The sequence below is a fragment of the Halomonas sp. HMF6819 genome (genome assembly GCF_044335525.1).
Lineage (GTDB): Bacteria > Pseudomonadota > Gammaproteobacteria > Pseudomonadales > Halomonadaceae > Vreelandella.
Genome location: NZ_JBIQVY010000001.1, coordinates 1172126 through 1191822, shown reverse-complemented (window position 1 = coordinate 1191822; position 19697 = coordinate 1172126). Strand labels below are relative to the sequence as shown.

The window sequence follows — 19697 nt, the reverse complement described above, 5'->3', positions numbered from 1 at the left end:
GCTCACATCGCTTTGACGGAGCCGGCTTGCTGGCGGGAAAGCGCATTTTTGTGTACAGTGCGCGCGAACTTCACGCCCTGGAGATGCCCCTTGAGCCTGCGCCTTCAAGCCCGACAGCTTGCCTGCGAGCGCGACGACCGCTGGCTGTTCGACGGGCTGGATGTGATGCTCGAAAGCGGCGAGATTCTGCGTGTCGAGGGCCCCAACGGCAGCGGCAAGACCACGCTTTTAAAGATCCTTTCCGGGCAGCTCGACGATTACGACGGCGCGCTTGAGTTCAACGGTCAGCCGCTTCGCGCCTGCCGCGATGCGTTTCTAGCGAATCTGCTCTACTTGGGCCACGCACCGGGCGTGAAGGCCGGGCTGACACCGCTCGAGAACCTGGCCTGGTATCAGGCGCTCGGCGGCGAGGCGCCGGATGAGGCCGCCTGCGAGTGTGCGCTTAATGATGCCGGGCTTGCCGGGTTCGAGGATACGCCGGCCGGGCGGCTCTCCGCTGGCCAAAACCGACGCGTGGCGCTTGCCCGGTTGACGCTCACACCCCGGGCGCTCTGGGTGCTCGATGAGCCGTTCACAGCACTCGACCGCGAAGGCGTCGCCATGCTGGAGCGGCGCCTTTCACACCACGTAAAGGCGGGGGGAAGCGTCATCATCACCACTCACCACGCCCTTGGCGGGCTCGAGCGGGTTCGCCGCCTGCGACTGGGTGAGGCGCTGGCATGAGCGCGAGCGACGACGGAGCATTGAGGCCACCGCCCCACGGGGCCGGGCGCGCGTTCATCGCCACGCTCTCAAGAGGCTTGAGGCTTGCGTTTCGCCGCCGCGGCGAGGCGCTCAATCCGCTGGTCTTTTACGCTCTGGTGATCACGCTCTTTCCGATCGGTATTTCGCCGGACCCGGCGCTGTTGGCCGTGATAGCGCCGGGGCTTTTGTGGGTGGCGGCGCTTTTGGCCGCTCTGCTGTCGCTGGATACGCTCTTTCGCGGTGACTTCGAGGATGGAAGCCTGGAGCAGCTCATCCTCGCGCCGCAGCCGCTGTGGACCCAAGCGCTTGCCAAGGTGTGCGTGCACTGGCTGATGACGGGGCTGCCGCTGGCGCTTTCGGCGCCGCTGCTCGCCACACTGCTTGCGCTGCCTGAGGGCAGCTACGCGGTGCTGACGCTTTCGCTGGTACTCGGCAGCGCCACGCTCAGTTTGGTGGGGGCGATCGGCGCGGCACTGACGGTGGGGCTTGCCCGCGGCGGTGTGCTGACCTCGCTGTTGATCCTGCCGCTCTACATTCCGGTGCTGGTGTTTGGCACCGGCGCCGTCGAGGCGGCTATCGCCGGGCAAAGCGCCTTGCCCTATCTCGCGATCCTGGGGGCGCTTTTAGCGCTTTCGCTGATGCTCGCCCCCTGGGCAATCGCCGCTTCGCTTCGTATCAGTCTCAACGGTTGAGGACGCGCCATGTGGGCCATCGTGCACAAGTTTGGATCCCCCCAGTGGTTTTACCGGCTAAGCTGCCGGCTCGAGCCCTGGTGCTGGGTGCTGGCGGCGCTGTCGCTTGGCGCGGGGGGCGTCTGGGGGCTGGCGCTGGCGCCGGCGGACTATCAGCAGGGCGAGAGCTTTCGAATCATCTACGTGCACGTGCCGGCGGCACTTTTGGCTCAGTCGGTGTTCATCGCGATGGCGCTGGCAAGCCTGGTGTTTATGGTATGGAAGATCAAGGTAGCCGATATGGCCGCCGCGGTGATGGCACCGTTTGGTGCGGCGATGACGTTTACGGCGCTGTTTTCCGGCGCCGTGTGGGGCGTGCCGACCTGGGGCACCTGGTGGGTGTGGGATGCAAGGCTCACCTCGATGCTGATTCTGCTGTTTCTTTACCTGGGTGTGATTGCGCTGCGCGGTGCGTTCAGCAGCCGCCAGAGTGGGGCCCGGGCGGCCTCGGTACTTGCCATGGTGGGGGTGATCAACATTCCGATCATCAAGTATTCGGTCGAGTGGTGGTATACGCTCCACCAGTCCGCCACTTTCTCGCTCACCGAGCGCCCGGCCATGCCGGCGTCGATGTGGCTGCCACTTTTGATCATGGTGGTAGGTTTTTATAGCTTCTTCGCGGCGCTTACGCTTTTGCGCGTGCGCAGCGAAATTTTAAGGCGCGAAGGTGACAAGCGCTGGGTGCGTGCGCTCAAGGAGATCCCTTCATGAGCGCTTTTGACTCGCTCAGTGCGTTTTTCGCCATGGGTGGCCACGGCGTTTACGTCTGGTCGGCTTGGGGCGTCACCGCGGCGCTGCTGTCGCTCTGTTTTTTTCAGGCACGGCTCGAGCGGCGCGCGCTGCTCAAAGCGCTATCGCGGCGCGCCCGTCGCGAGCGGGCCCGCGCCGAGACCCCGTCCACCCCAATGCCAACCGAGGAAAGCGATGACGCCTAAACGACAACAGCGGCTGTTCGCGCTTTTGGGGCTGGTGGTGCTGGCGGGGGTGGCTCTGGGGCTAACGCTCTATGCGCTGCGCGCCAACATCAACCTGTTTTTTAGCCCGGTACAGATCGCGATGGGCGAAGCGCCGCTCGAGCGCCAGATTCGCGCCGGCGGCTTGGTCAAGGAGGGGTCGGTCACCCGCGACCCGCAAAGCCTCGATGTCGATTTCGTCGTCACCGACTACGTGGAGGAGGTCGAGGTCATCTATAGCGGCATCCTGCCGGATCTCTTTCGCGAAGGTCAGGGCGTGGTCGTGGTCGGTAAGCTTGAAAGCGATGGGCGGATTTACGCCGACAAGGTGCTCGCTCGCCACGACGAAAACTACATGCCGCCAGAGGTTGCAAAAGCGCTGGAAGAGGCGGGCTATACGCCATCGGATTATCAGCAAAAGGCCGCGCGCGTCGCCGAACGTTTAGCGGTGCCGACCAGCGAGGGCGAGTAGCCATGTGGATACGGATGATTCCCGAAGTCGGCCACTTCGCGCTGATTCTGGCGCTGTCGATGGCCGCGCTTCAGGCGACCCTGCCGTTGGCCGGAAGCGCGAGCCGGCGCCCGCTCTGGATGGCGTATGGGGCGCCGATGGCGGCGGGGCAGTTTCTGTTTCTGGGCGCGGCTTACCTGTGTTTGACTGCAAGCTACCTGCTCGACGACTTCAGCGTGGCCAACGTGGCCAACAACTCCAACTCGCTGCTGCCGTGGTACTACAAGGCCAGCGCCGTCTGGGGCAATCACGAAGGCTCGGTGCTTTTGTGGAGCCTGATGCTCTCGGGCTGGGGCTTTGCCGCCTCGCGTTTCTCCCGCGCGCTGCCCCGCGACATGGTCGCTCGCGTGCTCGGCGTGATGGGGCTGGTGAGCGTCGGCTTTCTGCTTTTCATACTGCTTACCTCCAACCCCTTCGAGCGGCTGTTGCCCAACGTGCCCGGTGACGGCGCCGATTTGAACCCGCTGCTGCAGGATTTCGGCCTGGTGATCCATCCGCCGATGCTCTACATGGGCTACGTCGGTTTTTCGGTGGTCTTCGCCTTCGCCATCGCCGCGCTGATGGGCGGGCGCCTCGATGCGGCTTGGACGCGCTGGGCGCGGCCCTGGGCAAATCTCGCCTGGGCGTTTTTGACCGTCGGCATCGCGCTTGGCAGCTGGTGGGCCTACTACGAGCTCGGCTGGGGCGGCTGGTGGTTCTGGGACCCGGTCGAGAACGCCTCGCTTTTGCCCTGGCTGACCGGCACGGCGCTGCTGCACTCGCTGGCGGTGACCGAAAAGCGTGGCTCCTTCAAAAGCTGGACGGTGCTGTTGGCGATCACCACCTTCGCGCTTTCGCTGATGGGCACGTTTTTAGTGCGCTCCGGCGTGCTCACCTCGGTGCACGCCTTCGCCAACGACCCGGCCCGCGGCTTTTTCATCCTAGTGCTGCTAGGGGTGACGGTCACGCTGTCGCTTTTGCTGTTCGCGCTGCGCGCGCCTCGGGTCAGCCACCGGGTCGGCTTTGGCTTGTGCTCGCGGGACACGCTTTTGTTGATCAACAACTTCCTGCTGGTAATCATGACCGTCACGGTGCTGCTCGGCACCGTCTACCCCTTAATTCTGGACTCGCTGGGCCTTGGCAAGATCAGCGTTGGCCCGCCGTACTTCAACGCACTGTTCGTGCCGCTCGCCGTGCTGATGTGCCTGTTCATGGGCGCCGGCCCCGTGGCGCGCTGGAAGCGCATGCCCTTTATCGATCTCAAGCGTACGCTGTGGCTTTCCGGGCTTTTGGCGCTGGTGTTTAGCATGGCGGCGCCGCTGCTCTTCGCCGGGCGCTGGAACCCGTGGGTGAGCCTTGGGCTTCTGGCCGCACTCTGGATCGTGCTGCCGCTGGTGCGCGACGTGGTTGCGACCTGCCGCCGGGCGAGCTCGATCCGGCGCGGGCTTGGCAAGCTGTCGCTCGCCTATTGGGGCATGGTGCTGGGTCACGTGGGGCTTGCCGTGACCATTGTCGGAGTGACGGTGGTGTCGAACTACAACGTCGAGCGTAACGTGCGCATGGCCCCCGACACCGCGGTCGAAGTGGCCGGCTATGAGTTCACCATGCGCGAGCTGACTAGCCGCCGCGGGCCGAACTTTCTGGCGGATACCTCGGTGATCGAGGTGCGCAAGGGCGGTGACGGGCGCGCGTTCATCATGCGCCCGGAGAAGCGGCTTTATCTCGCCACCGGCATGCCCATGACCCAGGTCGCGCTGAGCCCGGGGCTTTTCCGCGATCTTTACGTGGCGATGGGCGAGGATCTGGACGACGGCAGCTACGCCATGCGCGTGCAGTACAAGCCCTTCGTGCGCTGGCTCTGGCTCGGGGCGCTACTGATGGCCCTCGGCGCCGTGCTGGCGGTGATCGACCGCCGCTACCGGCGCGCGCCTTCCCCCATCCAACGCGAGGTCACGCCATGAGACGCTGGCTATTGCTACTGCTGCCACTCGGCTTCGTCGGCATCGCGCTGTTTTTCTACCAGGGCCTTTCGCGCGACCCGAGCCAGCGCGACTCGGCGCTGATGGCCCGCGATTTTCCCACCTTTAGCGCCACCACGCTCAGCGACGAGACGCGTCGCGTGGACGAGTCGCTTTTGCGCGGCCAGGTGACGCTGGTCAACGTGTGGGGCGAGTGGTGCCCGGCCTGCAAGCAGGAGATGCCCCAGCTGCTGGAACTGGCCGATCACGGCATCCGTCTGGTCGGGGTGAACTACCGCGACACCCGCGAGAAGGGCGCCGAGTTTCTCGAGGAGTACGGCAATCCTTTCGAAGTCAACGTGTTCGACCCCGACGGCAACTTGGGCTTCGATCTCGGCGTCTACGGCGCGCCGGAAACCTTTCTGGTCGATGATGAGGGCGTGATTCGCTACCACCACAAGGGCTATATCTCGCCGGAGGACGTGCGAGCGCAGATCCTTCCGGAGGTGGAGAAGTGGCAATGATCCGGCGTTTGGGGCTTCTGTTGGCGCTGATGCTAGTGGCCGCATCGGCGCTGGCGGCGATCGAGGTGCGCGAGTTCAGCGATCCGGTGCTCGAACGGCGCTACGTCGATCTGACCGCCTCGATGCGCTGCCCGCTGTGCGAAAACCAGGCGATCAATGACTCCAGCGCGCCCATCGCCGCCGACATGCGCCAGCGCGTTTTCGAGCTGCTCCATCAGGGCCAGTCGGACAGCGAAATCGTCAATCACATGGTGGAGCGCTTCGGCGAGTACATCCTCTACAACCCGCGCCTCGAGAACCGCACCTACCTGCTGTGGGGTATTCCTGTAGCACTTGTCGTACTCGCCGCGCTGGTGCTTGCGCTGATCGTGCGCGGCCGGCGCCAGGCCTCTGCGCGCGCGCTGAACCTTGAAGAGCGCGCTCGGCTCGACGCGCTGATCGACGAGGAGAAAACCCCATGACGCCGCTCTGGATTGCGCTTCTGATCACGGCGCTACCAGCGCTTTGGCTAATGCTGTCGCCGCTTTGGCGGTCGCGGGCGCTGTATGACGCTCAGCGCCGTTTCGAGGGGCACGACGACGCCAACCGCCAAAACGTTGCCATTTTTCGCCGCCGACTCGCATCATTGGAGAGCGCTTTTGATCGCGGTGACATCGACCGGGCGCGGTTTGACGAGGACAAGCTCGAGCTCGAGCGAAGCCTTTTGGACGACACCGCACCCGCGCCCAAGCGCGCGCTGAAAAACCCCGGCGCCGGGCGCCTGGTCGTGCCGCTGGTGGCGGTGGCGGTGCTCGTCGCGGCGGTGATCGGCTACCAGCGAAGCGGCGCCGAGGGCGATCTGCGCCTCTACGCGCTGCGAAGCGCCTGGGAGAGTACGCCAGGCCACTCTTTCGAGAGCTACATCGCGCCGCTGGAAGCCGAGGCCGACCGCCAGCCCGGCAACCCCAACGTCTGGGGGACGCTGTTCACACTCTATCGCGAAACCGGCCAACTCGAGCAGGCGGCGGATGCGCTGACCCGGCTGATCGCTATCGAAGGCCGCGCGCCGGCGCTTGTGAGCGAGCTCGCCGAGCTGCGCTTTTTCATGGCCGGGCGCACGCTGACCTCCAAGGTTCAGGCGCTGGTCGACGAAGTGCTGGCGCAGGACCCGCGCCAGCCCAAAATCCTGAGCCTACTCGGCGTTCACGCCTTTGGCGAAGGCGATTATGAGCTTGCCATCGACCGCTGGCGCCGGGCGCTGGCAAGCCTTGGCGAGGGCGAGACGAGCGAGGCGCTACGCGAAGGCATCCGCGAAGCCCAAACGCGCATGGCATCGCGTGAGGCTAACGTTTCGGTCGATGGTGTGTTTGAATAGCCCGCTCGTTTTTTCCGTTTTCAAAGAGCCGCGATGCGCCTAACGTCCATACGCCTTACCGGGTTCAAATCCTTCGTCGATCCCATCACGGTGCCCTTCGATGGCAACATGACCGCGATCGTCGGGCCCAACGGCTGCGGCAAGTCCAATATCATCGACGCGGTGCGCTGGGTCATGGGCGAGTCCTCGGCCAAGACCCTGCGCGGCGAGTCGATGGCGGACGTCATCTTCAACGGCTCCACCGGGCGCAAGCCGGTCGGCCAGGCCGCCATCGAGCTCAAGTTCGACAACCGTGACGGCGCCATGGGCGGCGCCTACGCTCAGTATTCGGAAATCGCCGTCAAGCGCCTGGTCACTCGCGACGGCCAGTCCAACTACTTCTTCAACGGCCAGAAGTGCCGCCGTCGGGATATCGCCGATCTCTTCATGGGCACCGGGCTCGGCCCGCGCTCCTACGCGCTGATCGGCCAGGGCATGATCTCCCGGCTGATCGAGGCGCGCCCGGACGATCTGCGCGCGACCTTGGAAGAGGCCGCCGGTATCTCCAAGTACAAGGAGCGCCGGCGCGAAACCGAAAACCGCATGCGCCGCACTCAGGAGAACCTGGAGCGCCTGGACGACATTCGCGAAGAGCTCGACAAGCAGCTCGAGCGCTTGAAGCGCCAGGCCGAGGCCGCCAAGCGCTATCAGACGCTGAAATCCCAGGAGTATCAGCTCAAGGGCGAGCTTGCGCTGATTCGCGGCCGCACCCTGCGCGCTGAACAAACGCGCCAGGAAGCCCGGGTGCGCGAGCTCGAAATCAGCGTCGAGAAGGACGTGTTCGGCGTGCGCGCCTGCGAAACCCGTCTCGAGCAGGCCCGCGCCCAGCACGATGAACTCGGCGAAGTGCTCGAACGCCACCAGCAGCAGTTCTTCGAGACCACCACGCGCATCGCTCGCCTCGAGCAGGACCAGGCCCACCGCAAGAGCCGCGAAAGCCAGCTGGCAAGCGATATCGATACTGCCCGACGCGACCTCGAAGAGCAGCGCCGGGTAAGCGAAGGTGACCGCGAGCGTCTGACGGCGATCGACGAGCGCTGGGAGACGCTGTTGCCGGAGCTCGAAGGCCTGGATGAGCAGCTCGAGGCGCTGGAAGAGTCGTTAGCCTCGATCAAGCCGACGCTTGAAAGCGCCGAGCAGCACTTCGCCGACCTCGACGCCCGCTGGCGCGACGCCAGCCGCAGCGCCGAGCGCGGCCAGGACCAGGTGGCCGATCTCGAGCAGCGTATCAAGCGCCTGCAGGGCGAGCGCGAGCGCCGCGAGCAGCAGCGCGGCGATCTTGACGACACTACCGCCGTGCGCCAGGAGTACGCTCAAAGCCAGACCGAGCTCGAAGCGGCCGAGAGACGGGTCGAGCAGTTTCAAACCGAGCGCGAGCAGGGCCAGCAGCGCCTAAGCGACACCAAGGGGGCGCACCAGAGCGCGCTCAAGACCCGCGATGACAAGCGGGCAGAGCTGAGCCGCTGCCAGGGCGAGCTCGCCTCGCTCAAGGCGCTGATCGACGCCGCCCTGGCCGACCACGACCCGGCCCTGGACGGTCATCTCCAGGCGCTGGGCCTCGAGAGCGCTCCGAGGCTCGGCGAAACCCTGCAGGCCGCGCCCGGCTGGGAGTCGGTCGTCTCTTGGCTGCTCGCGCCTTGGCTCAATGCCCGCATGGTGGAAGGCGCGGCGCTGGCGGCGCTGCCCGAGGCGCTGGCCACCGATTGGTGCCTGATCGGCGCCACCGCGCCCAAGGCAAGCAACGACGGCCGGCTCGATGCGAAAGTGGACGGCGCCGGAGCGCTTAATGAGTGGCTCTCGCGCATTCATGTTGTCGAAGACGATGATGAGGCCCAAGCGCTTGCCGCCCGGCTGACTGCGGGAGAGAGCGCGGTCAGCCGCCAGGGCCTCTGGTGCGGGCCGGGGTGGCTCTCGCAGAAGGCGAGCGGACAGGGTGTCGATGCGCTGCTGGTCACCCGCCGGCGCTTCGATGACCTGAGCCGGGAACAAAAAGAGCTCGAGCAGGCGCTCGAGGCGCTGGACGCGCAGTGCGAAAGCCTGGCCGAGCAGTTGGAGAACCTCGAGCACGAACGCAGCGAGCGCGACCAGGCCGAGCGCGAACACGGGGCGCTTCGCCAGCAGTTGGCGGTCAAGGAGCAGCGCCTGGCGCAGCGCCTGGAGCATCTGGAGGGCCGCGCCGCCGAGATCGACGATGAACTCGCCACCCTCAAGGAGGACGAAGCGACGCTGGTGCTCAGCCTCGAGGAGCAGCGCGAGCGCTGGAACGACGCCATGGCCTCGCTCGACGAGGCGGCCACCGCCCGCGAGGAGAGCGTGGAGCAGCGCGCCCGCGCCCGTGAAGAGTTCGACCGCCTGACCCGCGAGCAGGCCCCGCTCAAGGCGAGCCAGCAGGCGCTGGCGCTGGAGCGCGAGCGGCTTAACACCGAGCGCGACAGCCTGCGCGCCCAGCAGGCCCGCGCCGGGGAAAGCGAAGAGCGTCTGACGCTGCGTATCGAAGAGCTCGAAGAGGCCCGCGAGGCGCTAAGAGAGCCCGACGAGCTCGCCGCCGAGGAACTCGAAGAGCTGTTCCATGAGCGCGAGCAGCGCCAGGCTCGGCTGAGTGAGACCCGCGAGCAGGCCCAGGGCATCACCGAGCAGCTCAAAAACGACGAGCTCGCCCGGCAAAACCACGAGCGCACCCTAGAGCAGAGTCGCGAACAGCTTCAAACGCTTCGCATGGAAGTACAGGCGCTCACGCTCAAGGCTGCCACCCAGGACGAGGCGCTTGCCGAGCTCGGCCACGACGCCGAGGCGCTCGCCAACGGGCTTGCCGATGATGCTGAGGAGTCGCGCTGGCAGTCGCTTTTGGAGAACACCTCCGAGAAGATTCGAAAGCTCGGTGCGATCAACCTGGCGGCGATCGAGGAGTACGACCAGCAGGCCGAGCGGCGCAACTATCTGGAAGCCCAGCACGCCGAGCTAACCGAGGCGCTCGAGACCCTGGAGCGGGCAATCAAGCGCATCGACCAGGAGACCCGGGTGCGCTTTCGCGACACCTTCGATCAGGTCAACGCCGGGCTGCAGGAGCTTTTCCCGCGGGTGTTCGGCGGCGGCGCGGCGTGGCTCACGCTCACCGGCGAGGATCTGCTGGAGACGGGCGTGGCGATCATGGCGCGCCCGCCGGGCAAGAAGAACAGCACCATTCATCTGCTCTCCGGCGGTGAAAAGGCGCTGACGGCGCTGTCGCTGGTCTTTTCGATCTTTAGGCTCAACCCGGCGCCGTTTTGCATGCTCGACGAGGTCGACGCGCCGCTGGACGACGCCAACGTCGGCCGCTATGCCAAACTGGTCAAGGAAATGTCAGAGAACGTCCAGTTCATCTACATTACCCACAACAAGATCGCCATGGAAGCCGCCGAACGGCTGATGGGCGTCACCATGCAGGAGCCCGGCGTCTCAAGGCTTGTGTCGGTCGGTATCGACGAAGCCGCCGCCCTGGTCGACTAAGGAAAGAGGGTAGGCTCAATGAGCGGCGCGTTTTGTCCGGCGCGACGTGCATCCGGAGCGGTTGATCCCGTTGATAAAAAATATGGCGACTGGACGTATATATAGTATTAAAAGGGCGCTTAACGAGTTTCGTTTTAGCGCTCTTTTTAATCAAACTAACGCCAACTCTTAAGCACTTGTCGTGATAATACCGAGTTGTGCTTGTTTAATGAGCGAATATGGCGGTAAGATTTTGTCAACATGGGATAACGCTTCTACACTGAGCACATTTATAAGCTGGTCGAAGAGTAATTGTAGACTTGCCGACCGCTATAGGGCTCGTCGCCCGGGTGTAAAAGAGCGTTAGCCAAAACAAGCGCCAGGATGGCACTTTTAGCAGTACTGTTTGTCCAAGCGCCGGATTTACTCTGTCGACTATTGAACGAAACGGCGGGTAGCCCGCGTAGAACAAGCACACGTTGTCCTTTTTATAGTAGTCGCACTATGTTTGGTGGTCGGTGCAGCGTCTGGATGGATGCGAATGATCTTCAAAGGTAGCGCCTTTAACCGGTTAAAATGACCCATGGAATGCTCGACATGGAACTAAGAGAGTGGTTAATCATTCTGGGATTGGCGTTGGTGTCGCTTATCGTGGTCGATGGGGTTCGAAGGCTGCAGCGCCAGCGCCGAGTGCCAAGGCTCGACCAAGCGGTCGATAATCTGCCTAAAGCGTCGGCAGAAGAGTTCGATGACGAGGCCAAGGAAGCCGAGATCAACTGGGAGCTTCCTAACGGCGGCGCTCGCGTACTCAAGCCCGCCGACTACAGCGGTTTGGGCAAAAAGCCGCAGCTGGAGCGCCAGGAGCACCCCGGCCCGTCCCGCGTACTCTCCGATTTCAAGCGTTCGTTCTCCCGAGCAGCCACGCGTTCCAAAAAGCCGGCCGGCGGCCGGCAGTTTGCTTTTGAAGGCGGCTACAGCGACGAGCGCGCTGAAAGCGCTTCTCGAGTTCAATCCGGCGTATCCAACAGCGCTGCGTTTAAAACCTCAGCCCCTCAGGCGTCCGCACCCAAAACGTCTGCTTCTAAAGCCCCGGTTTCTGAAACCCAGGCCCCTGAAATGCCAAATCCCGGAGCATCAGCCCCGTCCTTTGCTACTGCTACCGACGAGCCGGTAAGCCCGGCACTCCGACCCGATACCGAGCGCGCCCAGGACGCCCCGGTAGCCGCGGAGCGCCAGGAGCCCAGCCTTTTCGCCGAGCCGGCGCCAAAGGAGAGCGCATCGCCCGGCGCCGAGCCAGTCGAGCCGACCCTTTCCGCCGCCCCGGCCGAGCCCGCGCCAGTTAACGGCACCAGCGCTCCCGGCGTTACTTCCGAGGTGCCTTCTTCGCGCACCGAGGCGCTTGCGAGCGACGATGCCGTCGCAGACAGCAAGCCGGCAGCCGAGCAGGAGTCGGTGCTTCGCGCCGAGCCCGAAGATACCGCCGCCCACGTCAAGAGCACCGAGGCACGCAAGCGCCGGCAGCTGCGCGCCCATACCGCCGGCGAGCTCGATGACGATACCGTCGACGAGTATCGGCTGGTAGATTTCGAAGGCATCGGGCGCTCGTTCAAGCGCCGGATGATCGAGCACCGTCAAACGCGCGAGCGGAAAAAAGCAGAAAAAGCCGAGCGGGCGAAGGCGCTGGCCAAACAAAAAGCCGAACGCAAGGCGCTTGAAGCCGAGCAGCGCCGCGAAGCGAAGGAGGCCGCCGAGGCCGAGAAGGCGCGCATCGCTCAGGAGAACGCCCGAGCCCGCGAAATCGAGGCCGCCAATAGCGCGAGCCGATTCGATAACGACGAGCTTTACAGCGCCGAGCCTTCGATGAGCGCGCTGCGCCGCCAGGGCGGTGATAGCCGTTACGACGAGCGCTTTGATGAGCCCCAGAGCGACTACCGCGACGACTATGCTGATGAGTACAGCGATGCGCCGGCTTATGAAGAGAACAGCGTACACTCCCATCCGGCACTCGAAAAAGCGCTTCGTAACGACGTCTCCGGCGCTCGCGCCAAGGACGCGCTGACCGACGCGTCGGAGATGGTCGTCATCAGCGTGCTCTCCCGGGACGAGGAGGGGTTCGACGGCGTCAAGCTTTTAGAACTGATGATGGCCTGCGGGCTTCGCTACTGCAGCTCGATGGGCGTTTTCCACCGCTTCGAGACCGAAAGCGACGACAGTGCGCTGCAGTTCTCCCTGGTCAACGTGATTAAGCCCGGTACCTTTCCCATCGAGCAGATGGAGGAGTTCGCCACGCCCGGCGTGACCTTCCTGATGCCGCTGCCCGGCGCGCTCGACAGCGCCGCCGCGTTCGAGGCGATGGTGGAAACCGCCATGGTGGTGGTGCGTCATATGGGCGGCGAGCTCAAGGACGAAAACCGCAGCGTGATGACGGCGCAAACCATCGAGTTCGCCCGCCAGCGGGTCCATGAGTTCGAACGCCGCCACCGGCTACAGCGCCACGCCCGCTAGCGCCTCGTTCTTATGCCTCGTTCGTATGAAAGCACCCGCCTGAAAAGGCGGGTGTTTTTGTTTCTGGAGCCGCTGGCTGTCAGGCTTTAGGATAGTGTCCATCAGACCCGCTTTACGGAACCCCAACGAATGAGTCAGCCCTCTCATGATGTGCTCGAAGAGCTCGCCTCACTTCGCGCCGAGCTCGACGACGCCAACCACCGCTATTACGTGCTCGACGAGCCCGCGCTGACCGACGCCGACTACGACCGCAAGCTGCAGGCCCTGAAAGAGATCGAGGCGAAGCATCCAGAGTTGATCACGCCGGAATCGCCCACTCAGCGGGTAGGCGCGGCGCCGGCGGAAGGTTTTCCCGCGGTGGCCCACGCCACCCCGATGCTGTCGCTGGACAACGCCTTTGATCGCGACGATATCTTTGCCTTCGCCGAGCGCGTGGCCGAGCGTCTCGAGTGTGATCCAGGCGAGATCGAGTTCAGCTGCGAGCCCAAGCTCGACGGCGCGGCGGTGTCGCTGGTGTACGAGCAGGGCGTATTGACCCACGGCGCGACCCGCGGCGATGGGCGCACCGGCGAAGGCATTACCTCGAACCTGCGCACGCTGCGCTCGATTCCGCTCAGCCTTCGCGGCGACCCGGCCCCGGCGCTGTTGGAGGTACGCGGCGAAGTCATCATGCGCCATGAAGGGTTCGAGGCGCTCAACGAACGCGCCCGCGAAGAGGAGGGGCGCGTGTTCGCCAATCCGCGCAACGCCGCCGCGGGCAGCCTGCGCCAGCTCGACCCGCGCATTACCGCCAAACGCCCGCTGGAGTTTCACGCCTACCAAGTCGCGCGGCTCGACCCGGACGAAGGCGACACCAGCCACAGCGCGCTGATGGCCAGACTCAAGACTCTCGGCTTTCGCTCGAGTAGCGAGCTTGAGACGCTCACCGGCCCCGAGGCGGTCGCCCGCTACTGCGACGCACTCGGCGAAAAGCGTTTGAATCTGGGCTATGACATCGACGGCGTGGTGATCAAGGTCAACGACCTACGCGCCCAGCGCGAGCTCGGGTTCGTGGCCCGCGCGCCGCGCTGGGCGGTGGCGTTCAAGTTTCCCGCCCAGGAGGAGGTCACCACGCTCAACGACGTGGAGTTTCAGGTCGGGCGTACCGGCGCCATTACCCCGGTTGCCAGGCTCGAGCCGGTGAGCGTGGCCGGCGTCACCGTCTCCAACGCCACGCTTCATAACGCCGACGAGATCGAACGGCTTGGCGTGATGATCGGCGATACCGTGGCGATACGCCGGGCCGGCGACGTCATCCCCCAGGTTGTGCGCGTCGACCCTGAAAAGCGCCCGACAGGGGCCCGCGTGATCGAGTTTCCTACCGCCTGCCCGGTGTGCGGCTCTGATATCGAGCGCGTCGAGGGTGAGGCGGTGGCGCGCTGTACCGGCGGGCTTTTCTGTCCCGCCCAGCGCAAGGAGGCGCTCAAGCACTTCGCCAGCCGCAAGGCGTTGGACGTCGACGGGCTGGGCGAAAAGATCATCGATGCGCTCGTCGAGCGCGACTGGGTCAAGACCCCGGCGGATCTGTTCGACCTCACCGCCGAGCGGCTGGCCGAGCTTCCACGCATGGGGGCCAAATCGTCGCAGAACCTGGTCGCGGCGCTCGAAAGTGCCAAAAACACTACCTTTGCGCGCTTCATCTACGCGCTCGGCATTCGCGAAGTGGGCGAGGCGACCGCGGTGAATCTGGCGAGCCACTTCGGCACGCTCGAGAAGCTCATGGCCGCCGATCAGGCCGCGCTCGAAGCGGTCAACGACGTTGGCCCGATCGTCGCCGCCCACGTACATCTCTTTTTCCAGCAGCCGCACAACCGGGAAACCATCGAGGCGCTGATCGCCTCCGGTGTTACGTGGGAAGAAACGGAAGTCACGCGCGGCCCGACGCCCCTCGAGGGCCAGACCTGGGTGCTCACCGGAAGCCTTGAGACCATGACCCGCGACGAGGGCAAGGCGCGCCTGCAGGCGCTGGGGGCGAAGGTCGCCGGCAGCGTGTCGAAAAAGACCACCTGCGTGGTCGCCGGCGAAGCGGCGGGCAGCAAGCTCGCCAAGGCCGAGGAGCTCGGGGTCGAGGTGCTGGACGAGGCCGCCTTTACGCAACAACTGAAGCAGTGGGAGCAGGCCGAATGAGCCGATTCATCGAAGTGCCGGCGCGCATGCTGCCGCCGGAGACCCTGAACGCGCTGCTCGAAGCGTTCGTGACCCGCCAGGGCTACGACACCACCGATACCAGCGGAGACGGCATGCACGGCTGGGTGGTCGAACTCAAGCGCCAGCTCGAGCGCGGCGAGCTGCTGATCGCCCACGACATCGAGCTGGAGCAGACCGAAGTGATGACGCTCACCCAGTGGCGCGCTTTTGGCCGCGATCTTGCCGATGACGAAGAAGAGGGCGACTACTAGGCTCTGTCTGAAAAGTGCCTGCGCTCGACAATACGGCGTTAAAAATTGGCTCAGAATACTCATTTACACATAGTAAACTCCGTTTCTTCGCCAATTTTTGCCTTCGCTCGCCGACTTTTCAGACAGACCCCAGTCGCTTGGCCGTTAGGACTCGGCGCGAATCAGCGCGCTGATCAGACGCCGGCCCGGGTGCAGGTGATCGGCGAGCGCTGCCTCGACCGGCAATGGCTCGCCGAGCATCCGCGAGGCGATCACCTCGGCGCACAGCGGGGCGCTGGCAAGCCCCCGGCTGCCGTGAGCCGCCGATACCCAAAGCCCCGGGTGGTGCGCGCCGGGTATGGGCGCCACGCGGGAGGCGTCTTTCGAGAGTTTGGCGTAGTCGCGTTGCCAGGCCTGCGCGTTGGGCACCGGCCCGGCGTAGGGCGTCTTGTCCGGGCTCGCCGCGCGGACCGCGGCGCGCCCGGAAAGTGTTGCCGGCGTCAGTGGCCCGCGTTCGCGCTCGAGCGCCTCGACCCACTCGGGAAGCGCGGCCTTGAGCTCGTCGATATTGCGCTGGTGATCCGCCTCGCGCAGGTCGCGCTCGCCGTCGTTGGGCACGAAGCTGGCGCCAAAGGTGAGCACGCCCTCCAGCGGCGGGCAGACGTAGCCGGCGGCGCACACCACGCTGGTCGGCGCGCTAACGCCCTCGGCAAGCGCCAGCGAGCTCACTTGGCCGCGCACCTTTTGCAAGGCGAGCGTTCGCGTCTGGGAAAACGCGTTTGCCTGGTGCGCGCAGGCGACGACCACCTGATCCGCATCGCACGAGGTGTTATCCCCAAGCGCCAGCCGCCAGCCGGATGCGTCGGCCTCAAGCGCGCTTACCTCGGCCTGTTTGAGCGTAATGCGTGGATGCGCCAGCAGCGCCCGGCAAAGTGCCTCCGGTCTCGCCCAGCCCGCCTGTGGATAGAAAAGTGCGTGTTCGGTCTCGCCCATGATGCCGGCCAGTGGTGATAGCGGCCCCTGATGCGCTCGAACCACCGCGTCGCCCAGCGGATGGCGCGCTAAAAAGCGGCGCTGGCGGCTCGCTTCCTTGTCGCTGGGGGCCAGCTGTACCACCCCGCAGGGCGACCAGAACGCCTCGCTTTCTTCAAGCCCGCCTAGCCACCGCGCGCTGTACAAAAGCCCCGCCAGATAGAAGCGGCTCTGCAGGTTGGTTTCGACGGCCAGTTTGACGTAGAGCGCGCCCTGGCGATTGCCCGAACCACCGGCGCCCGGTGCTTCGCGCTCGAACACGCTCACCTTCACCCCGCGCCGGGCAAGCGCGGCCGCCGTGCAGGCACCGGCCAGGCCCGCGCCGATCACCGCGACGTGCTCGACCGGCTGCGTCGCCGGCGGGGTGAACCAGGGCGTGTGGCCGCGTCGATTATCCACCGGCGGTGTTTCGATCTCGCCGGCGAGCATCTCGCGCTTGCGCCCGAAGCCCGGCACCTTTTGGATCGAAAAGCCCGCGGCCTTGAGCCCGCGCTTGACGATACCGGCGCAGGTGAAGGTGGCAAAGGTCGCACCGGGGTGCGAGCGCGCCGCCATGGCCTCGAACAGCGCGTCCTGCCACATTGCCGGGTTTTTGGAGGGCGCGAAGCCGTCCAGAAACCAGGCGTCGACCCGGCCGTCGAGCAGCGTCAAACGCTCGGTGGTATCGCCAAAGTGAAGATCCAGCGTCACCCGCTCGCTCAAATGCAGCCGGTGAATGCCGGCGATGGGGGCGGGCCAAAGCGCGCAGAGCGTGTCGGCGTAGCGGGCAAGCGACGGCCAGGCGCTCAACGCGCGGGACAGCGCCTCGACGGACATCGGGTACTTCTCTGTGGATAACAGATGAAGGCGCGCGCCTGCCTGGGCGTGCTCTTCGAAGCACGCCCAGGCACTGAGCACGTTGAGCCCGGTGCCAAAGCCCGTTTCGCCGATCACGAACGCCCGCGGTTCACGCCAGCCGGCAAAGCGCTCGGGCAGCCGGTTGGCGTTCAGGAACACGTGCTCGGTTTCGGCGCGGCCGTCCTCGCGGGAAAAATAGACGTCGCCGAATTGATCGGAGTGCGGGGCGGCATCTTCCCAGGTCAGCGGCGGGGCGGTCAACGCCGCCAAAGGCGGCAATACAGAGTGGCGCTGGGTCACACGGTTATCCGTTGTCGAGGCAAGAGTGAAAAGCGGTTAAAAAATGACCAATTCGTTAATGCGGGCGTACTCTCTCGCTTTGAGAAAAGCGTCCGCCGTGTTTTCACAGAGTTTTCCACAGCCTCTGTGCAAAAGCCGGCGGCGCCTCACAGCGGCCCGTAAAAATCAAGGCATTACTTTCTTGAAGGGCTTCACGGTGACCCGGGCGTAAACGCCTGCCGCCACGTAAGGGTCGCTGTCGGCAAAGGCCTGAGCATCGTTCAGACTATCGAACTCCGCCACCACGAGGCTGCCGGTAAAGCCGGTGTCCCCCGGGGTTTCGCTGTCGATGGCCGGGTGCGGGCCCGCCAGCACCAGACGGCCCTCGTCGCGCAGCGCTTCCAGGCGGGCAAGGTGGTCTGGGCGCGCCGCCAGGCGCTTTTCCAGGCTCTCGGAAACGTCTTCACTCATGATGGCGTATAGCATGGGGTGTCCTCGGCGTTAAGCGCAGGGCTTAATTTGGGTGGCGGGCCGTCGATGGCCCAAGGCCCTGGCGCGCTGCGCCGGCGGGCGGTGAATAAAAATCAGCGTTTCATATCGCGGCTTACATGGTACGGCGCACGCGCGTTAGGTACCATGGCGCGGCACGTGCAAACGCCCGTACTTATACGTGAAGGCCCTCATTCTGACAAACTCCCCAACCGACGTCATGCCCATGCCCCGACTCCCTGTGACCGTGCTGCCCGAAAGCTTCGAGGCCGACCACGGCTACCCGGTGGATCTGCACATGCACTCCACCGCCTCCGACGGCGCGCTGTCGCCCTCAGATCTCGTTGCGTTGTGCGCAAGCCGCGGGCTGTCTCATATCGCCCTGACCGACCACGACACCATGGACGGCGTGCCCGAAGCGACGTTGGCCTGCGAGCGAGAAGGCCTTTGTCTGATCGCCGGCTGCGAGCTCTCCACGCGCTGGCAGGGCATCAATATTCACGTGGTGGCGCTGATGCCGGGGGGCGCTCGTGGACCGCTTATCGAAGGCCTCAAGGCGCAGCGCCAGGCGCGTATTCAGCGCGCTGAGGTGATCGCCGAGCGCCTGGAGAAGCTGGGGCTCAAGGATGCGCTGGCCAAGGCGCGCGAACACGCCGGCAGCGAGCGCCCGCTGGGGCGCCCGGACTTCGCCCGGGCGCTCGTGGCGGACGGTCTGGTGCCGGATTGGGCCAGCGCCTTCAAGCGTTACCTGGGCAGCGGCAAGAAGGGCGACGTCAAGGCGCACTGGCCCGAAATCGGCGAGGCGGTGGAGTGGGTCGTGGCCTCCGGCGGAGTGGCGGCGATCGCCCATCCGCTTCGCTACGGGCTGACCCGGCGAAAGCGCGGCCAGCTGATGGACAGCTTCGTCGCCGCCGGCGGCCAGGCCGTGGAGCTGGTCAGCGGCCAGCAGAATCCGGACACTACCCGCGATCTGGCGCGCCAGCTCGTCGAGCGCGACCTGTACGCCTCGCTGGGCAGCGATTTTCACTTCCCCGGCAGCCACGCCGCCCCCGGCAGCACCAGCGCCATCCCGCGTACCGCGGCCCGGCCGATCTGGCAGCATCCGCGGCTGGTCCATTTACACGACGCGCCCGCCGGGCTTCTGCCCGTGGGGGAGTCGGCATAACCTGGCCATCCTGGGCTATGCTTGGGGAACACCGCCCGCCGGGCGAGAAGTCACAGGGCAAGGAGTCAGCCATGAGCCAGTACTTTCAGATCCATCCGGAAAATCCGCAAAAGCGCTTGATCGACCAGGCGGTCGAGATCATTCGCGAGGGCGGGGTGGTCGCCTATCCGACGGACTCGGGCTACGCGCTGGGCTGCCATCTGGGCGAGAAAAAGGCGATCGAGAAAATCAAGTGGCTGCGCTCGCTCGACGACAAGCACAACTTCACGTTGGTGTGTTCGGATCTCTCCGAAATCGGTACCTACGCCAAGGTTGATAACGCGGTGTTCCGCCTGCTCAAGGCGCACACGCCGGGGCCCTACACCTACATTCTGGAAGCGACCACCGAGGTGCCAAGGCTTTTGCTCCACCCCAAGCGGCGCTCGATCGGCGTGCGCGTGCCGGATCACCGTATCACCCACGCGCTGCTCGAAGCCTTGGGTGAGCCCTTGATGAGCGTGACGCTGATTCCGGTAGACGAGACGCTGCCCATGAACGACCCGGAAGAGATCCGCGAGCGCTTTAGTGCGCATCTGGATCTGATCATCGACGGCGGCGCCTGTCACCTGGACCCGACCAGTGTGATCGACCTTCGCACCATGCCGCCGACTATTGTGCGCGAAGGCCGCGGCGATACGACCCCTTTCGAAAGCTAGCCTTTTAGGCGACGCCGGCG

17 protein-coding genes are annotated in these 19697 nt (G+C 65.1%); 15 read left to right on the top strand and 2 right to left on the bottom strand.

The annotated features are described in order from the left end of the window. Positions 1 to 90: 90 nt before the first annotated feature. From ccmA to ACGLWX_RS05335, 13 genes are all read left to right on the top strand, one after another. The gene (gene ccmA / locus ACGLWX_RS05395; RefSeq protein ID WP_396237946.1) at positions 91 to 723 is read left to right on the top strand and encodes a cytochrome c biogenesis heme-transporting ATPase CcmA; all 633 of its coding nucleotides are present in this window, start codon (positions 91 to 93) and stop codon (positions 721 to 723) included. Continuing rightward, complete coding sequence (gene ccmB, locus ACGLWX_RS05390) at positions 720 to 1436, top strand: heme exporter protein CcmB (protein ID WP_396237945.1); 717 nt, start codon at positions 720 to 722, stop codon at positions 1434 to 1436. The genes ccmA and ccmB overlap by 4 nt, the downstream gene beginning before the upstream one ends. Positions 1437 to 1445: 9 nt before the next feature. Beyond that, the gene (locus ACGLWX_RS05385) at positions 1446 to 2186 is read left to right on the top strand and encodes a heme ABC transporter permease (protein WP_252106866.1); all 741 of its coding nucleotides are present in this window, start codon (positions 1446 to 1448) and stop codon (positions 2184 to 2186) included. After that, complete coding sequence (gene ccmD, locus ACGLWX_RS05380) at positions 2183 to 2410, top strand: heme exporter protein CcmD (protein ID WP_252106867.1); 228 nt, start codon at positions 2183 to 2185, stop codon at positions 2408 to 2410. The genes ACGLWX_RS05385 and ccmD overlap by 4 nt, the downstream gene beginning before the upstream one ends. Continuing rightward, a complete protein-coding gene (gene ccmE, locus ACGLWX_RS05375; protein ID WP_252106868.1) occupies positions 2400 to 2900 on the top strand; it encodes a cytochrome c maturation protein CcmE in 501 nt (166 codons plus the stop codon). Before ccmD ends, ccmE begins: the two co-directional genes overlap by 11 nt. Positions 2901 to 2902: 2 nt before the next feature. After that, positions 2903 to 4879, top strand: a complete 1977-nt coding sequence (locus ACGLWX_RS05370; protein WP_396237943.1) for a heme lyase CcmF/NrfE family subunit — start codon at positions 2903 to 2905, stop codon at positions 4877 to 4879. Beyond that, complete coding sequence (locus ACGLWX_RS05365; RefSeq protein WP_396237941.1) at positions 4876 to 5400, top strand: DsbE family thiol:disulfide interchange protein; 525 nt, start codon at positions 4876 to 4878, stop codon at positions 5398 to 5400. Before ACGLWX_RS05370 ends, ACGLWX_RS05365 begins: the two co-directional genes overlap by 4 nt. Beyond that, a complete protein-coding gene (locus ACGLWX_RS05360) occupies positions 5391 to 5861 on the top strand; it encodes a cytochrome c-type biogenesis protein (protein WP_396237939.1) in 471 nt (156 codons plus the stop codon). The genes ACGLWX_RS05365 and ACGLWX_RS05360 overlap by 10 nt, the downstream gene beginning before the upstream one ends. Further along, on the top strand, positions 5858 to 6754 hold the full coding sequence (ccmI, locus tag ACGLWX_RS05355; RefSeq protein ID WP_396237937.1) for a c-type cytochrome biogenesis protein CcmI: 897 nt from the start codon (positions 5858 to 5860) through the stop codon (positions 6752 to 6754). Before ACGLWX_RS05360 ends, ccmI begins: the two co-directional genes overlap by 4 nt. Positions 6755 to 6787: 33 nt before the next feature. Beyond that, positions 6788 to 10279 (top strand): chromosome segregation protein SMC, encoded by a 3492-nt coding sequence (gene smc, locus ACGLWX_RS05350; RefSeq protein ID WP_396237935.1) that lies wholly within the window; start codon positions 6788 to 6790, stop codon positions 10277 to 10279. Between the two features lie 576 nt (positions 10280 to 10855). After that, positions 10856 to 12763, top strand: coding sequence for a cell division protein ZipA (zipA, locus tag ACGLWX_RS05345; protein ID WP_396237933.1), 1908 nt, complete (start codon positions 10856 to 10858; stop codon positions 12761 to 12763). Between the two features lie 129 nt (positions 12764 to 12892). Continuing rightward, the gene (ligA, locus tag ACGLWX_RS05340; RefSeq protein ID WP_396237931.1) at positions 12893 to 14929 is read left to right on the top strand and encodes an NAD-dependent DNA ligase LigA; all 2037 of its coding nucleotides are present in this window, start codon (positions 12893 to 12895) and stop codon (positions 14927 to 14929) included. Next, positions 14926 to 15201, top strand: a complete 276-nt coding sequence (locus ACGLWX_RS05335) for a YheU family protein (protein ID WP_252106875.1) — start codon at positions 14926 to 14928, stop codon at positions 15199 to 15201. The genes ligA and ACGLWX_RS05335 overlap by 4 nt, the downstream gene beginning before the upstream one ends. Positions 15202 to 15345: 144 nt before the next feature. Here the strand turns inward: ACGLWX_RS05335 and mnmC are convergent, their stop codons facing one another. Further along, positions 15346 to 17349 (bottom strand): bifunctional tRNA (5-methylaminomethyl-2-thiouridine)(34)-methyltransferase MnmD/FAD-dependent 5-carboxymethylaminomethyl-2-thiouridine(34) oxidoreductase MnmC, encoded by a 2004-nt coding sequence (mnmC, locus tag ACGLWX_RS05330; RefSeq protein WP_396237929.1) that lies wholly within the window; start codon positions 17347 to 17349, stop codon positions 15346 to 15348. 165 nt (positions 17350 to 17514) lie between these two features. Next, a complete protein-coding gene (locus ACGLWX_RS05325) occupies positions 17515 to 17814 on the bottom strand; it encodes a YciI family protein (RefSeq protein WP_252106877.1) in 300 nt (99 codons plus the stop codon). 229 nt (positions 17815 to 18043) lie between these two features. Between ACGLWX_RS05325 and ACGLWX_RS05320 the strand changes: the two genes are divergently transcribed. Beyond that, positions 18044 to 18982: a PHP domain-containing protein gene (locus tag ACGLWX_RS05320; RefSeq protein ID WP_396237927.1), complete on the top strand. Its 939-nt coding sequence runs from the start codon at positions 18044 to 18046 to the stop codon at positions 18980 to 18982. Between the two features lie 71 nt (positions 18983 to 19053). Then, entirely contained in the window at positions 19054 to 19677 is a 624-nt protein-coding gene (locus ACGLWX_RS05315) for an L-threonylcarbamoyladenylate synthase (protein ID WP_396237925.1), read from the top strand. Positions 19678 to 19697 lie beyond the last annotated feature (20 nt).